The sequence below is a fragment of the Sporosarcina sp. P32b genome (assembly GCF_002743335.1).
Taxonomy (GTDB): Bacteria; Bacillota; Bacilli; order Bacillales_A; family Planococcaceae; genus Sporosarcina.
In genome coordinates, this window is sequence record NZ_PDZB01000007.1 from 36,042 (window position 1) to 56,656 (window position 20,615).

Consider the following 20,615-nt stretch of genomic DNA (forward strand, 5'->3'; position numbering starts at 1 on the left):
AATTCTTCTACTGTAACAGCCACAAAAATTCAATTCTTCAAACTCACAACGTGATTCGCACGCACTTTTCGTTATCTAAAATTCAATTTCATCCTTTTGACCAAAATATAACTTCTCCTCTATACTCAACATATTCATGAAATAATAGGAGATGAAGTCAATGGCAAGACGTAAACGGAATTGGAGGCCAAATGCAAACTACCATGTCGTCATGCGCGGTAATAATAGACAGAGCATCTATGCTACCGAGGAAGACATGTTGCACCTGATGCGCTGCATAGGTCATGCCTCTATCGATTATCAATTTACTATTTTCGCATTCTGTATTATGACAAATCACTATCATATTCTACTTCAATCTGAAGACAATCTATCTAAAATTATGCGGCATATCAATCGGAAATACAGCGATTATTACTCTAAACGTTACGGGTATATCGGACAACTATATCAGGGCCGATATTATTCGAAAGAAGTTAAATCTCCTTATGCCATGCTCGCCGTCAGCCGCTATATTCACCGCAATCCAATCGCAACCAAAACACCAATGGTCAAACAGTTGGCTGATTATCCATTCAGTACATTCCCCTACTATTATTCTTCTGATCCTGCACCTTATCCGTATATTGATACATCAGAACTACCGCACTGCCTACCTCAACCATTCAAGAAAACCACAGAAGCCTACGTGAACTATTGTTTGATGGACTTGGAAGATATATTAAATATCCGCAAAAGTACTGACATTCTAAATGTGCTTACGTAATTCTAATAAAACGAAACTCAAAAAGGCTTCTAATCCAGTGGATTAGAAGCCTTTTATATTGCGCACTCAATTGTCAGAATAGTTCCGAATTGTGTGGGGACCTGGTACCATCAATCCAGCTTGTAAGTCTTCGTCTCTATCGTCCTATTCTTCTCATTATAAGCCTTGATAGTAACAGAACTACCCGCTTTTAAGTTCGTAATCGTATGAGTAAACTCGTTCCACCCTGTCATACGAAGTGAAATTCCATTAATCTTTACCGAATGGACTTCAGGTTTTACGGTAATTTTGAAATGATGCAACCCTTTGCCTGAAGTATAGTGCAATGTCTCTATAGCTGCTGAAGGATCGGTAACTTCAAAGGGCATTGTTGTTTTAGCGCTCAAAACTACCCCTTTGATCGAGCGCATTTTATCTGACACTTCTAGCCGGTATACCTTTCCTGGCACGTAAGATGTTCGTGGTGTAACTTTAATGGTCCTACCATCACGTAATAACTCTACAGAAGCTGCATGTTTTTTACTACCATCCATTATATAAATATTCGCTTCAGTTACGGTGCTCGGTTCAACCTGTAAGCTAAATTTAATGTTCCATGTTTTCATAGCGTCATGGACTGATTTAGATGGGAATGACTTTGCCGAAGCTGCAGGTGCAATGACTAAAGTGACCAAGCACATTAGTACTGTCGATAAAAAGAATCGTTTCCACATATTCAATACTCCTCACCTTCCTTAATAGGTAGTTCCTACTTTCAAGTCATCAAGAGAATAATATTTAAGTATGTTCGTCAATAAAGATTGATCTGTCAGTAATGAATATAATGTATAACTTCCTTCAAGTGGGCTAGCAGGAAGATCTGTAAAAACTTTATTCCCTGCGACCATTTTATTGAATGAAGAGTCTACAAGAGTATCCGCATCATCGTACACTACAATTTCTAAAGTACTGTCTGGCTGAACATCATCAAATACAAAAGTGAATTTACCATTCACTCTAACTTCCGACTCTTTTGATACTTCTCCATCTGCTGAATGAATTGTTGCTACTGCCTTCTTTGCAAATGCATCTGCTTCGACTTCGACTGTAGTTAGTGAGTTGTTACCGAGTTTAGTTGCATACGTGTAAACCTTCTGAATTACCTTCTTTGGAACTTCAATGCGTATATTGTTAATTCCAAATTGATCGATATAATCAGCTAATCCCGAGTCGAGAATATCAGCAAATGATTCTTCAGATTGAATAACGGGGACTCTAATCAATAAATTTTGATTCACTTGTATATCATTCTTATAGTTGCTAAGCACACTTTTTGGAACAGTCACTACTATCCTTTGATCTCGTACAATAGAGTAACTAGTATTTTTTGGTAATTGTATACTAAGCGTTTTGTTATTTACAATAAACTTACCATCTTTCGCTATAGCGGAAGATGCGATCGCCCACTCTTTTGTTTGGTCAGTTGTCACAAATCCTTTAAGTAATGCAGCTTTTTTACTAGCATTGGTTTCAATTGTAGGATCCCATTCTGCATTCACCAATGTAATGGATATAGAACGATTGCCCGCTCGAACTTCAGACTCTGCAAAAGATGTCTGTCCTAAATTCGCAGACGCAACCCCACCTATTGAAACTGTTCCATTTTCTATATTCTTTTCTTTTAATCCCATACTATCATAGTCTTTTAATAAACTAGTTTTGATTTTCAACGTGAAAGACTGTGCGGTTTTCGTTGAATACGTTGGAACAGCAGGCAGTTTAATCGTCAATTTGTTTTTAGCCACTGAGTAGTCAGAAGGCGCGAAATTCCAAGGCAATGATCCACCACTAAACATTGCTTTTACCTCTATAACACTTAATTTGTCTTTAAACTCTGCATTATTCAGTGTTACAACAAGCGTTTTACTTCCTTTTTGAACGTCTTCCGTCTCCAAATTCATTCCCGTTCCAGACAACGACGCTGTGACAGCAGCCACTTTAAATGCAGATTCCACTAGTAGTGGTTCAGATGCACGAACACTAAGTAGCTCTTTAGGTATGGCAATATTTATATTTTGATCTTCTGTCAATTCGAACGTAGTGTTATTCTCAAGCTTCAGAGTTGCAGTTGTATCATTTGTTCTGGTTATTTTATAACTAATTGGTTTATTATTAGTTGTCACTAAAACAATCGGTTTGGTAGCTTGAAGACTTTCTAGATTTGATTTCCAACTATCATTTTTCAAAGAAATGATTACAGTTTGACCACCTTTTACCACGTCCAAATCATTCATTTTACTTGTGGCAGTTCCTGTAATGGTTGCTACTTGATTTTTGATAGCGTCAACTTGTAGATTATACTCTTTACTTAAGAAGTTTTGATCCGATTCTAGTAGAGACTTTCCTGTTAGCTCTCCGCTGTTAAATTTAATGTCTCCACTAAATTTTGCGGAAACTGCTGGTAACTTGATTGTCACAGTATAATTATTTGTACGTTTCACATCTGCTCGGGCCAATACTTCTGCTTCAGATGTCCCCCATGTGAACGCTTTTAAAAGCTTTTCGCGCTTTATCGTATTAATCGCTATATCGTTTTCCCATTGATTATTTACCAATGTCAGTACAACGATTTTTCCACCTTTAGCGAAGTCTGTCTGCGTAATAACTGGCATTGCTGTACCAGATAACAGAACTTTAGGTTGCGCTTTTATGCTGAATTGTTGAACAGGAATTTTCACATCGTTCTCTAGCAATTGATAAGGAATATTTATAGACAAATTCAGGTCTTTTATTAAATGAAGATTGTCCACTGTAGGAAAAGTAATAGTGACAACTGAACCATTAACATCAACATCTACATTGTTAGAGGATAATTTGTTTTTAATTAATTCCCACTGATCTTTCTGATCCTTTGCTTGAATACTTTCGAGAAGAAGATTTTTCTTTTCGGCAGAAGACAAAGCCCATTTGGCATTCTCTAATTTAAGCATCAATTTCGGCGAAGGCGATGCATCCCTTAAATCTTTTTCTTGTAACGTTCCATTAATGCTCATAGTAGGAGTGACATCTGATTTAATTGTAAACGTAACAGGAGTTGTTGATATTTGATCACCAGTAATGATCGTCCCCGTTTCACTAATAATTCCTTCGCTATTTACATTCTCAACTGTATAAAATACTTGAGGCACCTCAACTTGAACAGTACCTATGTAGTTACTATTTAAGGCAGGCAATTTTATTTTTAATGTTCTCTTGTCATCAGAGTATGAAATCGTTTTGTTAGGGTCGGTATTTTTCAGAGTTTTTGCTGCATCCCAAACACCCACACTCGAGTCTTTAAAGCTATCTAACAATACATTGAAATTAGTAATGTTCGTTATATATTGTTCATTCCACTTGGCATTTAATAACTGCAATTCTATTACTTTGCCACCCTTTTGTATGTTATTCAGTGCTGTATCCTTCGTAATAGACCCACCTAATGAAATATTCGGCTCAGCAAAAATCTTGAAGTTTACAGGCGTGACCTCACCTGGCCATTTTTCAATTAACACAGGATTAATATTGATTGTCACGTCTTGGTTTTCAGTAGCTTTATAATCTTTTCCACTTGGTAATGTTAAGATCAACTCGGTTCTATCTAGTGGATTTAGTTCGACGGTAATATTTCTTTTGAATTGATCCCACTCTTCCTTTTCTTGATCGGCAATAATGGCTTCAAGTAAGATTTTCTTTTTTTCTACATTTGTTAATATGTCAGTAGCCCATTCTTTGCCATACGCCAATTTCAAAGTAAGTATAAATCCTGTCTTGTTAATATCTGATACAGTAGTGTATTTTTTATCCAACGTGACCGTTGTGACCGTCTCATCTGCCGCTATAGCAAGTGTGGGTGAAACAGTTGAAAATACGAGCATAATTGCAATTAACGGAAAGAATATTATCCTCCATCTGTTCTTGTTCTTCATTTTCTTCATTACATCTCCTCTTTTCTCTTCATCCTGTCTACATTGTAAACATAGCAGTTTGATTCACTTTACTGTTTTGCTATCGGTCAAAACCACAAGAAGTTTAGTCCTTTTTACCAGTTATATTTGGTAGATCTAAAGCTCTGTATTACAGGTGAAATTAAACATTTATTGAAATTCCATTAAGTAAGTATATATTTCAAAATTACATACGCTTACTCATTTCACACTCCAATTTCATCAGACTCCAAAAAGACCTCTAACCCATTGGAATAGAAGTCTATTGGTATTGAACGCAAAACTGTCTGAATAGTTCCAGAATTGTGTAGGGACCTGGCACCGTGTCCACTACATCTGTACTAATCCCCCCACCCCCAACATATAGATAGCCTGTAAGAGAAAAGGGAGGAATCATTCATGAAGTCAGCAATACAAAAAAGCAACGCAAGAGGTACTACAAAACAGACCACAATGAAAGCAGCGATCGTTAAAGAATTCCAGACAAAGTTGCAGATCGAAGACACACTAAAACCGACACCAGGAGCCGGTCAGGCATTAGTTAAACTAGAAGCATGCGGCGTTTGTCATACAGACTTACACGCAATCAACGGTGACTGGCCTGTCAAACCGAAACTTCCTCTCATTCCAGGACATGAAGGCGTAGGAATTGTAGAAGCTGTTGGACCGAACGTCACGTCTGTAAAAATTGGTGACCGCGTCGGTATACCTTGGCTCTACTCTGCATGTGGTGAGTGTGATTATTGTCTAGAAGGCAAAGAAACACTATGCCATAGTCAAGAAAACGGTGGCTATTCAGTAGACGGCGGATACGCGGAGTATTGCCTTGCAGCTGCGGATTACGTCGCGAAGATTCCTGAAAATCTAAGCTCTGTTGAAGCCGCACCGATTCTGTGTGCAGGCGTGACAACATATAAAGCATTGAAAGTTTCAGGTGCAAAACCAGGTGATTGGGTCGCAATTTACGGCATCGGTGGATTGGGCCACGTAGCACTACAGTATGCGAAGGCTATGGGGTTCAATGTTGTGGCAGTAGATATTGCAGATGAAAAATTAGAGCTTGCGAAGAAACTCGGAGCCGACATTACAGTGAACGGCAAAAATGAAGATCCTGCGGAAGCGATTCAAAAACAAGTCGGTGGCGTACAGGCGGCTATTAGTGTTGCAGTATCCCAAGTACCATTTGAGCAAGCGTATCGCTCCGTTAAACGTGGCGGCACACTAGTCGCTGTTGGACTTCCACACGAAGATTTACCGATTCCTATTTTCAATACGGTTCTTAACGGCATCACAGTAAAAGGTTCTATCGTTGGAACACGAATCGATATGAAAGAAGCGTTGGATTTTGCTGCGCGCGGTAAAGTGAAGGCGCAGATTGAAACGGCTCCCCTTTCCGATGTGAATGCCGTTCTTGAAAAGATGGAAAAAGGGCAGATTAATGGACGTATTGTGTTGACGTTTGATTGATTATAAGTAGTGTTGTGACAGTATAATTGCATATCCAAATCATCAGAATGAGGCTTCCAATCAGTTTATCGATTGGAAGCCTCGTTTTTTGTGGATTATTTAGTTAAGAGAATAGTATGTGTTGCAAATTCTTATTCGATAATAGAAGGAAATTGCTTATTCCAGGAACCCCTATCCTACTATTCGTCGAATGAATTGAGAGTCTACAGTATATAAATACACTTTTATTATTTACAACCGTGTATCTTGCATTACATCGCCTTACTGAAGGTTTCATATAGTACAGCAAGGAGGTGAAGTTTATGTCGAAATGTGAAAAGTTAAGCAATGAATGTCTCTTCTTCCTTGGGATATTCGCTGCATATGCATTGTTGGGATTGTTTTTAATTGTGCCTGTTATATTCGCACACTTATATGGTCACTTGCTGTTGATCATCATTGTGGGGATTCTAATCATCCTCATCGTGTTGTTCGCCCTAGCGATCATTCTGAAAGGTTTATCACGGCTGTTTTACTATTTTAAACGCTGATGAATAAATACAGCCGCCACTTTAGGGGTGGCTGTAGTTTTACATACTTCGCTGAATCAAAATGTACGGACCCATTCTATTTTATAGTATTCGTTAAGGTAGATTTCCTCCCGTAATGTTTAGTCGTTTCAATCACAACTGATGGGGTTAGGATATCATGAGGTCCTATTCCCAATAAAACAGTCAAATAAAATTACTCGTACACATATAGTGTCTGACTCTTCCCAAAACTCTGATTGACTAATAGGTACATCTTATTGTAAATTATAGTTAGTGAAGCAAACTAACATATTTATTTCCAAAGAAGATTTCCTCGACATACACACACGGCTAGCGGATTTTCTAACATCCAAAAGTCTCACATTGTAACTATTTTTTCCCATATAACTAGAAAATACTGAATCTCCCTACACTTGAGAAAGGAGTGAGAAGCAATGGGTCAACGAAACACCTTATGGACTAAAAACTTCATAGTCATTTTTATCATCAATTTTATTCTAGCACTGGTATTCTTCTTACTCGTTTCTACGATTGCCGTATTTTCAGTCGAAACATTCCATACATCCACCAGTACGGCTGGTTTATTATCCGGTATATTTGTAATCGGTGCGCTAATTGGCCGGTTAGGGGCTGGTCGTATAATTCAAAGCGCAGGAAGTCAAAAAGTTTTATTGACCGGCTTAATAGGATTTTTGCTTACGACCGGATTTTATATGTTGCCAACAGATTTTTCACTTTTCTTTATGAATCGCTTCCTTCACGGTGTCTCGTTTGGTTTTGCAAGTACCGCAACAGGAACTATCATAGCCCAAATTATACCCCCTTCTAGACGTGGAGAAGGTATCGGATATTATAGCTTAAGTACAATTTTATCTACCGCTCTCGGACCACTTTTAGGTATATGGATTATTTCACAAACACAAAATTTCTTCTATGTGTTTATCATTAATTTCGTATTAGCTAGCGTAATCTTTGTGCTTTATTTTCTCGTGCAGGCGCCTGTCGTGGAAAAAACAGCGGGAAAAGAAAAATTATCCATTTCTCAATATATTGAGTTAAAAGCCGTACCGATTGCCATTGTAGGCATGTTCCTAGGATTTATTTATTCTTCCATCATGGCGTTTATTCCATTCTTTACAAAGGAAATTGATCTAGTTGAGGCGGGGAGCTTCTTCTTTCTCGTGTATGCAAGTGTCGTCTTATTGTCCCGTCCTTTCACCGGTCGTCTAATGGATCAACATGGAGCAAATATTATCATCTATCCTTGTCTCGTCCTATTTGCATTTGGCATGCTCATATATAGCCAAGCACACTACAGTTTCATGGTTTTACTAGCAGCGATACTGATAGGTTTCGGCTATGGTAGCATTAATTCAATTGCTCAAGCTATTGCAGTTAAAGTGACGCCTATACATCGCATTGGACTAGCAACCTCAACATACTTTATCCTTTTCGAGTTAGGTTTAGGGCTAGGTCCCTTTACATACGGTTTTTTTATTCCTCATATTGGCTATCGTGGAATTTACCTAGCAGCCTTTTTTATGATTCTGTTGTCCATCCTTCTTTACTATATTCTCCATGGAAGACATGAGCGGCGATTGAAAGCTTTTAATTGAGTGATAGTGACCTTATAGTAGAGTTCCTTCTACTATAAGGTCACTACTTCAGCTACATAATTTTAAGACCAAAGTAAAAAGCAACAAAGGAAATTCACATCATTTCTTTTGTTGCTTTTTTGATAGTTCTTACTTAATTAAATTTAACTCTTCTATCGACTTCTTGTTTTGATCCGATGCTACTTTAATTGTTTGTCCAAAATCATTGCTAACCACACGTAATTTCACCTGGGTTCTCTTTTACATTTGCCAACTTGGATTGACTGGTACAACGACTTCAATTCCGACTAGTCCGAATTATTTTACTTGATTTAATTAACCAGAAATTGTAATCTATCATTAATATTCCGTATAGGGAATTGAATTTCACTATAAAAACGACTGTAGTTGAGGAGAGGTAGCATGAAAGCTGTAATAGCTGAAAATGGGAAGCTAGTTATGCAACAATTCCCTGAACCCATTCCACATGAAGATGAGTTATTAGTAGAGATCAAGACAACCGCATTGAATCGAGCAGACCTTGTTCAAAAACAAGGGAATTACCCATTACCTGAAGGGACTTCGCCCATCATGGGTATCGAAATGGCGGGTGTCGTGACAGAAGTTGGTTCGAAAGTGACAGATTGGAAGGTAGGCGATCATGTCTGTGCTATTTTACCATCGAGTGGTTACGCGGAAAAAGTAGCGATTCCTGCAGCGATGGCGATTCCTATTCCTGTAAACTTTTCATTCGAACAAGCCGCTGCGATTCCTGAAGTGTTTTTAACTGCTTACTTGAATTTATACACGTTAGGAAATTTACAAGCTGGTGATGACGTACTAATCCACGCAGGTGCTAGTGGGGTCGGAACGGCTGCCATTCAGTTAGTTAGAGAAGCAGGTGCTCGTTCGATTATTACGGCAGGAACGGACAGCAAACGTGCTTTTTGTATGGAACTAGGCGCAAGCAAAGCAATTGATTACAGAGCAGGGCCATTTGTTGAAGAGGTCTTGAAAGCTACTGATGGAAAAGGCGTCAATATCGTTCTCGACTTCATCGGGGCTCCGTATTTTGAGCAAAATATCCAGTCGTTGGATGTGGATGGTAAGTTACTATTGGTCGGTGTCTTGGGTGGACGTATAGTTCAAGAGGTAAACTTAATGGATTTAAAGATTCCACGTATTCAGTTGATCGGTACGATGCTACGTGTTCAGCCTATTGAGAATAAAATTAAGTTGACGAGAGAGTTCAGTGAGTATGCCATTCCTTTATTTGAAAGTGGTAAGCTTGAACCAGTTATTGACTCGGTTTGGGATATGGATAAAATAAATGAAGCCCATACTTATATGGAAGAGAATAAAAATATTGGCAAAATCATTATCAAAGTGAATGATTAAAGTGTAGTGATGATGTTGGTTATAGCCAGTACAGACTTACATAACAAATTAAAAATCCCTTTCGTACTTGGTTTTTCACATGTACGAAAGGGATGTTATTTTACTTTTTAGTGCATGTGACCGTGACCCATATCTCCCATGCCTTCCATAGGGTCTCTGCCCCCCACGTCTGCGATTACCGCTTCCGTTGTTAATAACATCGCGGCGACAGATGCTGCGTTCTGTAATGCCGAACGCGTCACTTTCGTTGGATCAATGATACCAGCTTGGACCATATTAACCCAACTATTATCGGCAGCATTGAAGCCCATACCAAGCTCTTCACGTTTTAGACGATCTACAATGATTGAGCCCTCAAGGCCAGCGTTATTCGCAATTTGTCTAACAGGCTCTTCTAATGCACGTAAAACGATTCGTACACCCGTTGCCACATCGCCTTCTGTCTCTTCAAGACTCGCTTCTACCTTGCTATACACATTAACAAGCGCAGTTCCCCCACCCGCTACGATACCTTCTTCAACAGCGGCACGCGTTGCATTCAATGCATCTTCAATGCGTAATGTCAGCTCATTAAGTTCTGTTTCAGTCGCTGCGCCTACTTTAATAACGGCCACTCCGCCAGCTAGTTTTGCTAGACGTTCTTGTAGTTTTTCACTATCAAATTCTGAAGTTGTATCTTCTAATTGCGCCCGTAGTGTACCTACCCGACTTGCAATTGCATCTGACTCACCGAAACCTTCAACAATGGTTGTACCATCTTTCGTCACAACGACTTTAGCAGCACATCCTAATTGAGTAATTTCAGTCGTTTTTACATCCAACCCAATATCTTCTGAGATGACGTGTCCGCCCGTTAAAATAGCGATATCTTCAAGCATCGCTTTACGGCGGTCGCCAAAGCCAGGTGCTTTTACTGCCACAGCCGTGAAAGTACCACGAAGTTTGTTAACTACTAGTGTAGCGAGTGCTTCGCCTTCAATATCTTCCGCAATAATAAGAAGTGGTTTTCCTTGCTGAACGACCTGTTCCAATACGGGCAAAATTTCTTGTATGCTCGTAATTTTCTTATCCGTAATTAAAATATAGGGCTTCTCAAGTACCGCTTCCATCTTATCCATATCGGTAGACATATACGACGAGGCATACCCCCGGTCAAACTGCATCCCTTCAACTACTTCAAGTTCTGTATGGAAGCCTTTTGATTCTTCAATTGTGATTACGCCATCTTTTCCAACACGCTCCATTGCTTCAGCGATTAAATTACCGACTTCATTGTCGCCAGAAGAAATGGACGCAACTTGTGCAATTTCTTGTTTGCTATCAATCACATCAGAGATGGCTTGTAGTTCTTCTACCGCTACGGAAACCGCTTTCTCGATTCCTCTACGAATCCCCACTGGATTGGCTCCAGCTGTTACATTCTTCAGTCCTTCACGGATCATGGCCTGTGCAAGAACCGTTGCTGTCGTTGTACCGTCACCAGCAATTTCATTCGTCTTAGAAGCAACTTCTGCTACTAATTTAGCACCCATATTTTCGAATGCGTCTTCTAATTCTATTTCCTTAGCTATGGTGACACCATCATTCGTAATTAAAGGTGAACCGAACTTTCTCTCTAACACTACATTGCGTCCCTTAGGTCCGAGTGTAACCTTTACTGCATCTGCTAATGTATCCACTCCACGCAACATAGCATTACGCGCATCTTCGTTAAATTTAATCTCTTTCGCCATAGCTAACATCCCCCTTCTTTTGTCTGTACTTCATTATCCAATAATCGCCAATATATCATTTTCACTTAGAATTAAATATTCATTTCCTTCAAATTTCACTTCCGTACCTGCATATGTAGAGAAAAGGATTTGATCCCCTTCCTTTACTTCCAATTCTGTTCGTTGGCCATCAGCAAGTACACGGCCAGTCCCAACAGCAACTACTTTTCCTTGTTGCGGCTTATCTTGTGCAGAATCTGGTAAAACAATCCCGCTTACTGTTGTATCTTTCACTTTCGTTAATTCAATTACAATTCGATCACCTAATGGCTTTAACATATTCACGATACCTCCATTTCATTATTGTGGAACGGCTGATTCAATCCAATTACGTAGTTTTTCTGCTGATACTGCCGGTTGCTTTAGCCGAATCATATGACCTGTATGGGAGATAGCAACTAACTCTGCATCGGTAACGTGAACAGGAATAGCTTTTATCTAACTCGCCAACCGATTTTCCGCATATGAAATCAGTTTTCTTTGTTGTTTAAAATATACAAAATGTAAAGTATTCTGTCAATAGAGGTTTTAACTTTTTATTTTATACTAAAACAAGATTACTGTATATGGGGATCCTTTTTGGGTGAAAGGGATGCCATAACCGAGTGAATGGCATTACGGCGACTTGCCAACACCCAAATGAGTATGCCTAGCTTCCTCTTCTTTTTCACTTTTAGCGCTGTACTTTCCTGCAATTTCATTTGTTTTTGTTCGCTCACCAAGACATTGATATTCGCTAAAGTCTGCTGCTGACTTTTCCGCACTATCGTAGGCACCTTGTTTTCTATTACATTTTTATGGACGCCGTAATCATGGACTAACACTTCAAAAGCCGGTCAAAGCGCTCCACTGAAAAGTAATTCGACACTTTACTGTGCATGAACTTTTTGGCGTCTTGCATCCAACTATAGAATCCACTAGACTCTTCTGCATGGAAATAAAGTTTCCCCCGAGACATATAACCGAAGTATCTGAACTAATTCTGTTTATGAACAATAAAACAATAACAAAAAATCTCCTTGGCTGATTTCTCAACCAAGGAGGCTTTTTGTTGTTGATCTGTTAAGTTTTCTAATTTATTTAGTGAATCAGTACCCTTTTTTTATGAACGGCATGACTGCATAGTTTCCTTGAAATAAGCATAAATAATCTTCGGACTGACACGATACATCGGATGCATAAATTCAACAAAGCGCGTGCCAAGAGCATCTCCATAAAGCGCACCGGAATCACAGATTTCTGTCTGAAAACCTACTACTGATGTAACGACCGAGAACGTGCCACAGCACACAACAACATCAGGGTTAATCAATTCAATTTCTTTCATCCATAATTCTTTTGAAGACTCAGCTTGCTTTAAAATATCGTCCATATTACTACTTCCACCGCCACCACTCTTCTTTAGATTGGTGATAGCAATACTCGACAACCCGTCGGCCATATTCTTCTCTTGCTCCGCAATGATTGACTGATGTGAAGGAAGTCCATGCTGCAGACCGAAATTCCATATACCCAGAATGCCAGTCGATCGATAAAACGTTGATGTCTTAATCTGCGAATGAATAAAATCCACAAGTGACCAGTCACTTTCTTGACCGGGATCATTCACTTCCTTCAGTAAATACAGAACCTTCGTTTCACATTGCGCATAGCGAGCCTCATCGACAACCCCACCACTTACAAAGTGACCCGGATTTTCATCTTTCCAATCTGTATACAGCCGAGATAACTGTTGATTAATCGACATTGTAGCACCCCTTCTTCCTAGTCGTCTTCTAAAGCCATCCTTGAATTGTGTGGGAATTGTGTGGGGACCTGGTACCCGGTTCGGTACCCAGTTCTTAAATGCAAGACGAGTAGAATACAATAACAATAGTTCCTCTAAATGTCTTAAGGGAGATGTGTAATGAATAACATCCTCATGATTTTGCTATTGCAGTTGCTGTACGTTCCTTGCTTTACCTTACGTACAATCTTCATCGTGAAGCAGCTTAGAACACAAGCTACACTCCTAGGTACTGTGGAATCATTGATCTATATCTTTGGTTTATCGCTTGTATTTGACGGAGAACAAAGTTTCTGGAGCATGCTCGTCTATGCACTTGGGTTCAGTATCGGTATCTATATCGGAACCATGGTAGAAGAAAAGCTTGCAATTGGCTACACATGCATACAAGTAAATATCCCTGCATTGAACCAACCTCTCATCAATAAACTTCGAGAAGAAGGTTATGGTGTAACCGTATTTGAAGGTACCGGACGAGACAGTATCAGGTACAAACTTGAAATCTTGACGAAGAGAAATCAAGAAGAAGGTTTATATGACATGATTGGTGAATATCAGCCAAACGCATTTATTATCACCTATGAACCTAGAAAGTTCAAAGGCGGTTATTTGCTAAAAGCTATGAAAAGAAGGAAAAAAAACATACCTAAAAAGGAGCATGAAGTCTCTTCAACACCTTCGAAGTGATCAGCTATGGCGGTAGTCGCTTGCCGTTCTTCCGACTACCCCATTCTACTCATCTACTACCGATGTATAGAACGAAAATGTGCAGGGCCTCATACGTAAGCACGGACACCATTGCATATATTCCAATCGAACATGAAATAACACACGTAACTGTTGTGTATGAGGGGGTTAAATAACTTATGGATGTATTGCATATAGTAAGCATAAATACAATCAGAGGACGTGGTTGCGATAATAGAAAGAGCGCTACTTTTCATTATCATCTTACGAGTTATTTCAGGAAGTATAGAAATCTCAGCTGCCGCATTGATGTTTAAATTTAATGACTTGGAAAAGGCGTTTTATATTAACTCGTTACTTGCATTAGTAGGCCCTTTTATCTTAATTGTTACGACCGGAATAGCCTTGCACGGTCTCACGGAAAAAATATCTTTAGTACGGATGATTTGTCTGTTTGCAGGAATCTTCCTCATTCTGTTTAGTTTAAAATCCAAATAAATTCTTCATTCCGTACATATTCGAAAATAGAAATGGACCTGACAGTTCAACATGACTGTCGGGTCCATTTTAATTTTCTGAATTCGATTCTTCAATTTCCTCAATGTTAATAAACTTAAAAACCATAACAGTCAAAATGACTCCCAGTACAGCGGCGATAATATAACTGCCGACGAGAAAATCTTTCATCGCAATTGACATCAAAGGCGGGCCTGCTGCTACCCCGATAAATCTTGCTGAACTATAAAATGAGGACACAGTGCCTCGAAGCTCTTTTTCAATGTTTTCCGTTATAATTGCATCCAATGCAGGCAATAAGGCGCCAATGGCTACACCCACAATAGTTGTCACGATTAACAAGAAAATCAACTTTTTGCTTGTGAAGCCAACGAAAACGACACTGGCTGACATGACAATTAAGCAAATGATCATTAACCTTTTTATCGTTTTCAGATCGCCTTTAATTTTACGCCCTGATAAATAGGAAGCAATGCATAGGAATAATAGCGGAATGGCTAAAACAAAGCCTTTCTTGATCCCCATAATATCATGTGTTTTTTCAAGATTTTCTGAGAGAAAAAACAACATACTGAATAATACCAGCATAACGAGAACTCCATTGAGAAAGACGGTATACAACCATTTACCTTCTGACGCAAATATTTTCTTCGTGTTCTGTATAAACACCTTAAACTTTACTGGTTCATCTTTCTCTTTCGGCACTTTAACAAAGAAAAAGATCAGTACAAACGAAATGACACTGAGTGCGGAAATAGAGAAGAACGGCAGGAACCATAATACAGCAGCAAATACTGATCCTAAAATAGGTGCTAATACTTTACCAAACGTGTTCGACGTTTCAATAATCCCTAAACAATTACTGCTTTTCTCGCTATCATCTTTATACAAATCCCCTACAAGCGGTAAAACGATCGGCATAGCACCAGCCGCTCCCATACCTTGTAATACCCGGCCGATAATAATCATCGTATACGGGTCATCCATTTTCCACGAAGCAAATCCTGCAATGAGACCTCCGATCAAGGCCAAAACCAAACTTGGCAATATCACCATCTTCCGTCCGAAGCGGTCCGACAAGTATCCCGCTACTGGTATAAGGAAAATAGCCGCCACCGAATAACTGGTAATGATCATACTCGATTGAAACGATGTAATTCCCACTTTGTCTTCCAATAAGGGAAGTACGGGTATGAGCATGGAATTCCCCAGCGTCATAATAAGAGGAATTGAGGCTAGACTTACAATGCACCATACACTAACTTTGTCAGCACCTTTTTCCATTACCACACCTCTACTTATTTTGTTCTACAGATTAAAGGTATGATTTCCTAACGTGATTTTTTTATACTCGACTACTTATTTCATTATCGTTGCTAACATTATATGTAAAACACCATACGAAAACATCCCAGCGAAGATTAGTTAAAATAACGCTTGATAAGCCTCGATCCCGAAGTAAATTCCAAAACCGATCATAGATATAGAAGAAATAATGGAAACAATTATTAAAAGTCGATCGGATAAGAGCTTGCGTGCCCCACTGGATAAAATGGCCATAATCAAATCCACAATCATAATTCCTGACAAAATGGCCAGACTGTTTATAATGATTTGATGTTCCGTTGTGCCACCAGATGTTTTTGCAAGAATGGAACCGTATATACCTAACCAAAAAATAATAGTCAACGGATTCAACAATGACATCAAAAATCCGGTCAGCATGGTGGTTCTTAGTCTGACTCTTTTACCGAATTTCCAACTCGTTTCAATTTTATTCAACGTCAGCAAATTTTCTATACCTGTGTACATAAGAACAAAACACCCGAACGACCAGAGAATGATCTTAATTAAAGGATATTCAATAAATTGTCCAACGCCAAAGTACACGAGGAACATATACATAATATCCGTTATCACGGAACCAAAACTAAAAGCCCAAGCATGAAAAAAACCTCTTTTTATTCCCGTATTTAACAGAACGGTTTTAACAGGACCTATTGGCGCAGCTAAAGATGCGCCCAAGAGTATATAGACAAACAGTGAATTCACAAATCTCCCCCCTTTGAAATACAGTCCATGCATTTTATTCGAAAATAATGACGGATAGGACTTTTTAGGAGAGATTTCAGAATATTTTTCCATGTACTACGAATGTTGGCAGCTCAGTCTATCTTTAAGTATTTATCATGAGAAACACCTGGAGACCTCATGCCGTCTTCAAATGGATTGAATAATAGCTTCCATTTTGTAAATACTGAAAGTAGATAACGAAGATATGTAGTATAAACGAGGAATGGGGTGTCTTCTTGGATCAACAACTGTCTAACGGAGAAGATTATAAATATATATGGGCTACATCTATTGGAAGTGGTTCAGGCATTGAAGTGTTACCGGATATCTATTGCCATACCATACAAATTGTGAATATTGTTTTAGTAGGGCATCCAAATACAAAGGATTTTGTTTTGATTGATGCTGGTATGCCTTACTCCGCAAAGAAAATTATCGCGGTCGTAGAAGAGCGTTTTGGTGCGAATGCTCGTCCGAAAGCTATAATTTTAACGCATGGACATTTTGATCACGTAGGGGCAGTCATTGATTTGGTGAAGCATTGGGATGTGCCGGTATACGCTCATGAATTAGAGCTACCGTTTTTAACCGGAGTATCCAGTTATCCAGACCCTGATACGAGTGTAGAAGGTGGAATGGTTTCTAAGATGTCTTCTATTTTTCCAACGGATCCTATTCAATTAGGAGACCATATCAAAAGCTTACCACCAGACGGCAGTGTTCCTTTCTTGCAAGAATTTAAATGGATTCACACACCAGGTCATTCACCGGGTCATGTATCGTTCTTCAGGCAGAAGGACAAGGCTTTACTTGTCGGAGATGCATTTGTAACTGTAAAACAGGAATATCTGTATAAAGTGCTGACGCAAGAACAAGAAATAAGTGGTCCGCCGCGCTATTTAACAACGGATTGGGAGGCTGCTTTAGACTCTGTGATCAAACTACAAGCGTTACAACCATCTGTCGCCATAACGGGCCATGGACTGCCTATGGAGAAAGAGTTACTAGCTGACAGTCTAAAAAAGTTAGTTGATGACTTTGACCGTATTGCGGTTCCGGATTATGGTGAGTTTGTTGATAAAGATAGAGATTGAAACATTGAATGTGAATTATTTATCACGTTTTAGTTTTCAAAAATCGTCAGCTTCGATTTCTTGGAGTTGACACTGTTTTCTATATAGTAATCACTATCATTCTCTTTTCAAACTATCCGGATTGTGCGGTAATTATGTGGGGACCTGGTACCCGTTTCTTTAGTTACTGCTTTACTTTGAAAACAACAAAAAAGTCTCTCGACTGATTACTCAAGAAACTAATTCGTTATACTCGGGTTCAATTATCAAACTAACTTCAATAATTACGACATTAACTTAAGAGACACGTGAGCAAGAAGATTCACTTTCTTAGCACACTATTTATAGAGCACATTAATCGATTCTAAAATCTTCTGAACTGAATTCGCAGATCGGTTCAATGCATTTTTTTCCTTTTCGTCTAAAGGTAATTCAATAATGCTTTCAATTCCATTACCGCCAAGTATTGTAGGGACTCCAAAATAAATATCTTTAAACCCATACTCTCCATCTAAGTAAGCAATCGCTGGCAATATTCGTTTTTTATCTAATAAAATAGCTTCTGCCATCTGAACAAGTGCTGCAGCAGGGGCGTAATATGCACTCCCTTGACCTAGTAAGCTAACAATTTCTCCTCCACCTTTTCGGGTGCGTTCCACTATCTTTTGTATCTTTTCAGAAGATATCAATTTATCTAATGGGATCCCCCCCACATGAGAATATTGAATGAGGGGTACCATATCATCCCCATGTCCACCCAATACAAATCCTGATACATCTTCTACCGATATTTTCAGTTCCATTGCGACAAATGTATTAAACCGTGCTGTATCTAATACCCCGGATTGACCAATTACGCGATTTTTAGAAAAGCCCGTAGTTTTATAACAAACATAAGTCATTGCATCCACTGGATTACTTAAAACTAATACATAGCACTCTGGAGCATAATAGGCAATTTTCTCTGAAACGTCCTGCATAATTTTGGTGTTTGTTGTCACTAGTTCGTCTCTGCTCATACCAGGTTTACGCGCGATACCTGCTGTAATGATAACGAAATCCGAATCCCGAATATCTTCGTAATTAGACGTGCTAACAATTTTTGAATTTGTTCCCTGTATAGGGCCGCTTTGCTGGATATCTAAAGCTTTTCCTTTAGCTGCATTCTCTAAAGTAGGGACATCAACTAGCACTATATCCCCTAACTCTTTTTGTGCCAGCAAAAGGGCAACAGTAGATCCAGTATTTCCAGCGCCGATGACTGTAATTTTATTCCGGATAAACGCCAAGATGTAACCCCCTTTTATTTATTTCAGCTTCACTTTTTTGTTTTCTCACTTTTAGTTTCTTCGTCCATTAGTCTAGGCTTAGCAACATGTTTTGGAATACTTTCTACTTCTACATTCTTTTTCTGCTTTTTCTTCACCGTAGTCTCTGCATTTGGTAATATTAATTTCGACATCGATTCATCAATGTTTGGTATTGTATGGCTCGCAATAAGTTCACCAACCCTAGCAGCAGCGACTTTCCCTGCTTCAATAGCCGCTGTTACCGCACCAACATCACCTTCAATTACTACCGTGACAAGCCCTGCATCGATTTGTTCATGTTTTATTAAATGAACATCTGCAGACTTAAGCATAGTATCCGCTGCTTCAATAGACCCAATAAAGCCTTTTGTCTCAATCATACCAATTGCTTTCCCCAAAATATTCACCTCTTCGCTTGAATGCTCATTCAATTACTTTTATTACTTTTCCAAGCTCCTTGGCAGTGTCACGTGCCAATGGAGTGACAATGGTGGCACGTCTAACGAAAATATTTTTACTTGTAATGCTTTTCACTATTTTTTCTGTTAATAGTTTGTCGACTGAAGGTGATTTTTCCTGTGTAGAAAGCATAGTAAACTCATTCAATCTAACGAACTGCACGCCAAATTTTTCAAGCTGTTCTTTATACGCTAACAGGTGACGTGTATATGGTGTGTCCTTTTTGTCAGAGTGTAGTAACCACTCCAAGTCCTTTGATGGGATCATCGTTACTTTCTTTCCATTTAATAAAAACGTGGCAAGCAACTTACTACACGGATCATCCGCTAAACCTAGCGCACCTTTTACAAGCGTGTTTTGTGAAACGGCACAAAACAGCACATGGTCTACACTTTCCTTTAAGTCATCAGTTACTTCCCATTTCTTTTTCAGCATTTGAATAGCTTCATCATCAGCTTGGTGGACATATAATAGAGGAAGTGATATATCATTTCCATACAACTTTGATTTCCCCAACTGATTTAACACTTCTTGAACTATGTCCTCGATCACTTTTTTCTTATTCATTATTCTTCTCTATGTGACGAATTTTTCCGAACGAGCCATTTTCAATAGCACCCGCATTCGCTTCATCCGTGTCAATATGCATATCCGTTATGTAGTTGGGAGACACACGGATAAGCACTTTTTCAAAAGTCACAGGTCTCTCATTTTGTACTGTCACTTTTACATAATCGCCATTATCTACTTTGAGTGTTTGGGCATCTTTTGGACGCATGTGAATATGCGCTTTTGCAACAATCAGTCCTTCTTTTAAATACACACTTCCTTTAGTGCCCACTAACGTAATAGAAGCTGAATTTTTAATATCTCCAGATTCGCGCAACGGAGGATTTATTCCTAATTTCACCCCATCCGTTTTGCTCACTTCTACTTGAGATACACTACGAGCGGGTCCTAGGATACGTACAGAATGTATACTGTCACGCGGCCCTATCAAAGTGACAGTTTCATTCGCTGCAAATTGTCCAGGTTGCGATAGTTCTGACCTTTTCGTTAATTCGTACCCTGGTCCAAATAATGTTTCAATATCCTTTTGACACAAATGACAATGTCTTGCTGAAATAGATATTGGGATGGCACGACTATTTGATGTACCTGTAGTCATTTCTTTTATCACGTCTTCCACAATTGCTTGAATTACCTCCCCGTCCATGA

The 20,615-nt window shown here is 39.0% G+C and carries 20 protein-coding genes; 8 read left to right on the forward strand and 12 right to left on the reverse strand.

Going from position 1 to position 20,615, the window contains the following annotated elements:
* Positions 1-160: 160 nt before the first annotated feature.
* A complete protein-coding gene (locus CSV64_RS07090; protein WP_099634050.1) occupies positions 161-766 on the forward strand; it encodes a transposase in 606 nt (201 codons plus the stop codon).
* 110 nt (positions 767-876) lie between these two features.
* On the opposite strand, the gene CSV64_RS07095 is transcribed toward CSV64_RS07090, so the two are convergent.
* Entirely contained in the window at positions 877-1,479 is a 603-nt protein-coding gene (locus CSV64_RS07095; RefSeq protein ID WP_099634051.1) for an Ig-like domain-containing domain, read from the reverse strand.
* Between the two features lie 21 nt (positions 1,480-1,500).
* A complete protein-coding gene (locus tag CSV64_RS07100; protein ID WP_099634052.1) occupies positions 1,501-4,722 on the reverse strand; it encodes a hypothetical protein in 3,222 nt (1,073 codons plus the stop codon).
* A 462-nt stretch (positions 4,723-5,184) separates the two neighbouring features.
* Here CSV64_RS07100 and adhP point away from each other — a divergent pair, with 462 nt between their 5' ends.
* From adhP to CSV64_RS07120, 4 genes are all read left to right on the forward strand, one after another.
* Positions 5,185-6,198, forward strand: coding sequence for an alcohol dehydrogenase AdhP (gene adhP / locus CSV64_RS07105; RefSeq protein WP_099634124.1), 1,014 nt, complete (start codon positions 5,185-5,187; stop codon positions 6,196-6,198).
* A 302-nt stretch (positions 6,199-6,500) separates the two neighbouring features.
* On the forward strand, positions 6,501-6,728 hold the full coding sequence (locus CSV64_RS07110; RefSeq protein ID WP_099634053.1) for a hypothetical protein: 228 nt from the start codon (positions 6,501-6,503) through the stop codon (positions 6,726-6,728).
* Between the two features lie 434 nt (positions 6,729-7,162).
* Entirely contained in the window at positions 7,163-8,344 is a 1,182-nt protein-coding gene (locus CSV64_RS07115; RefSeq protein ID WP_099634054.1) for an MFS transporter, read from the forward strand.
* 402 nt (positions 8,345-8,746) lie between these two features.
* Complete coding sequence (locus CSV64_RS07120; RefSeq protein WP_099634055.1) at positions 8,747-9,721, forward strand: NAD(P)H-quinone oxidoreductase; 975 nt, start codon at positions 8,747-8,749, stop codon at positions 9,719-9,721.
* A gap of 107 nt (positions 9,722-9,828) precedes the next feature.
* Here the strand turns inward: CSV64_RS07120 and groL are convergent, their stop codons facing one another.
* From groL to CSV64_RS07140, 4 genes are all read right to left on the reverse strand, one after another.
* Positions 9,829-11,454, reverse strand: coding sequence for a chaperonin GroEL (groL, locus tag CSV64_RS07125; RefSeq protein WP_099634056.1), 1,626 nt, complete (start codon positions 11,452-11,454; stop codon positions 9,829-9,831).
* Positions 11,455-11,487: 33 nt separating this feature from the next.
* The gene (gene groES, locus CSV64_RS07130) at positions 11,488-11,772 is read right to left on the reverse strand and encodes a co-chaperone GroES (RefSeq protein WP_099634057.1); all 285 of its coding nucleotides are present in this window, start codon (positions 11,770-11,772) and stop codon (positions 11,488-11,490) included.
* 278 nt (positions 11,773-12,050) lie between these two features.
* On the reverse strand, positions 12,051-12,257 hold the full coding sequence (locus CSV64_RS07135; RefSeq protein ID WP_099634058.1) for a hypothetical protein: 207 nt from the start codon (positions 12,255-12,257) through the stop codon (positions 12,051-12,053).
* Between the two features lie 338 nt (positions 12,258-12,595).
* Positions 12,596-13,240 (reverse strand): hypothetical protein, encoded by a 645-nt coding sequence (locus CSV64_RS07140; protein WP_099634059.1) that lies wholly within the window; start codon positions 13,238-13,240, stop codon positions 12,596-12,598.
* Positions 13,241-13,399: 159 nt separating this feature from the next.
* On the opposite strand from CSV64_RS07140, the gene CSV64_RS07145 reads away from it, so the two are divergent.
* Positions 13,400-13,966, forward strand: coding sequence for a DUF2179 domain-containing protein (locus tag CSV64_RS07145; RefSeq protein ID WP_099634060.1), 567 nt, complete (start codon positions 13,400-13,402; stop codon positions 13,964-13,966).
* Between the two features lie 222 nt (positions 13,967-14,188).
* On the forward strand, positions 14,189-14,464 hold the full coding sequence (locus tag CSV64_RS07150) for a YqhV family protein (RefSeq protein WP_099634061.1): 276 nt from the start codon (positions 14,189-14,191) through the stop codon (positions 14,462-14,464).
* Between the two features lie 69 nt (positions 14,465-14,533).
* On the opposite strand, the gene CSV64_RS07155 is transcribed toward CSV64_RS07150, so the two are convergent.
* Together CSV64_RS07155 and CSV64_RS07160 are read right to left on the reverse strand one after the other, a co-directional pair.
* Positions 14,534-15,766, reverse strand: a complete 1,233-nt coding sequence (locus tag CSV64_RS07155; RefSeq protein WP_099634062.1) for an MFS transporter — start codon at positions 15,764-15,766, stop codon at positions 14,534-14,536.
* A 141-nt stretch (positions 15,767-15,907) separates the two neighbouring features.
* Positions 15,908-16,534, reverse strand: coding sequence for a LysE family transporter (locus CSV64_RS07160; RefSeq protein WP_099634063.1), 627 nt, complete (start codon positions 16,532-16,534; stop codon positions 15,908-15,910).
* A 269-nt stretch (positions 16,535-16,803) separates the two neighbouring features.
* Between CSV64_RS07160 and CSV64_RS07165 the strand changes: the two genes are divergently transcribed.
* Positions 16,804-17,649, forward strand: coding sequence for an MBL fold metallo-hydrolase (locus CSV64_RS07165; RefSeq protein WP_369823512.1), 846 nt, complete (start codon positions 16,804-16,806; stop codon positions 17,647-17,649).
* 317 nt (positions 17,650-17,966) lie between these two features.
* On the opposite strand, the gene mdh is transcribed toward CSV64_RS07165, so the two are convergent.
* From mdh to pduL, 4 genes are read right to left on the reverse strand one after another with little or no spacing between them, the layout of a single operon-like run.
* Entirely contained in the window at positions 17,967-18,917 is a 951-nt protein-coding gene (gene mdh, locus CSV64_RS07170; protein ID WP_099634065.1) for a malate dehydrogenase, read from the reverse strand.
* A gap of 29 nt (positions 18,918-18,946) precedes the next feature.
* On the reverse strand, positions 18,947-19,336 hold the full coding sequence (locus CSV64_RS17040) for a BMC domain-containing protein (RefSeq protein WP_099634066.1): 390 nt from the start codon (positions 19,334-19,336) through the stop codon (positions 18,947-18,949).
* A gap of 25 nt (positions 19,337-19,361) precedes the next feature.
* Positions 19,362-19,964 carry a hypothetical protein gene (locus CSV64_RS07180; protein WP_099634067.1) on the reverse strand — a complete coding sequence of 201 codons (603 nt, stop codon included), beginning with the start codon at positions 19,962-19,964 and terminating at the stop codon, positions 19,362-19,364.
* Positions 19,957-20,613, reverse strand: a complete 657-nt coding sequence (gene pduL, locus CSV64_RS07185) for a phosphate propanoyltransferase (RefSeq protein ID WP_099634068.1) — start codon at positions 20,611-20,613, stop codon at positions 19,957-19,959. The genes CSV64_RS07180 and pduL overlap by 8 nt, the downstream gene beginning before the upstream one ends.
* Positions 20,614-20,615: the final 2 nt, after the last annotated feature.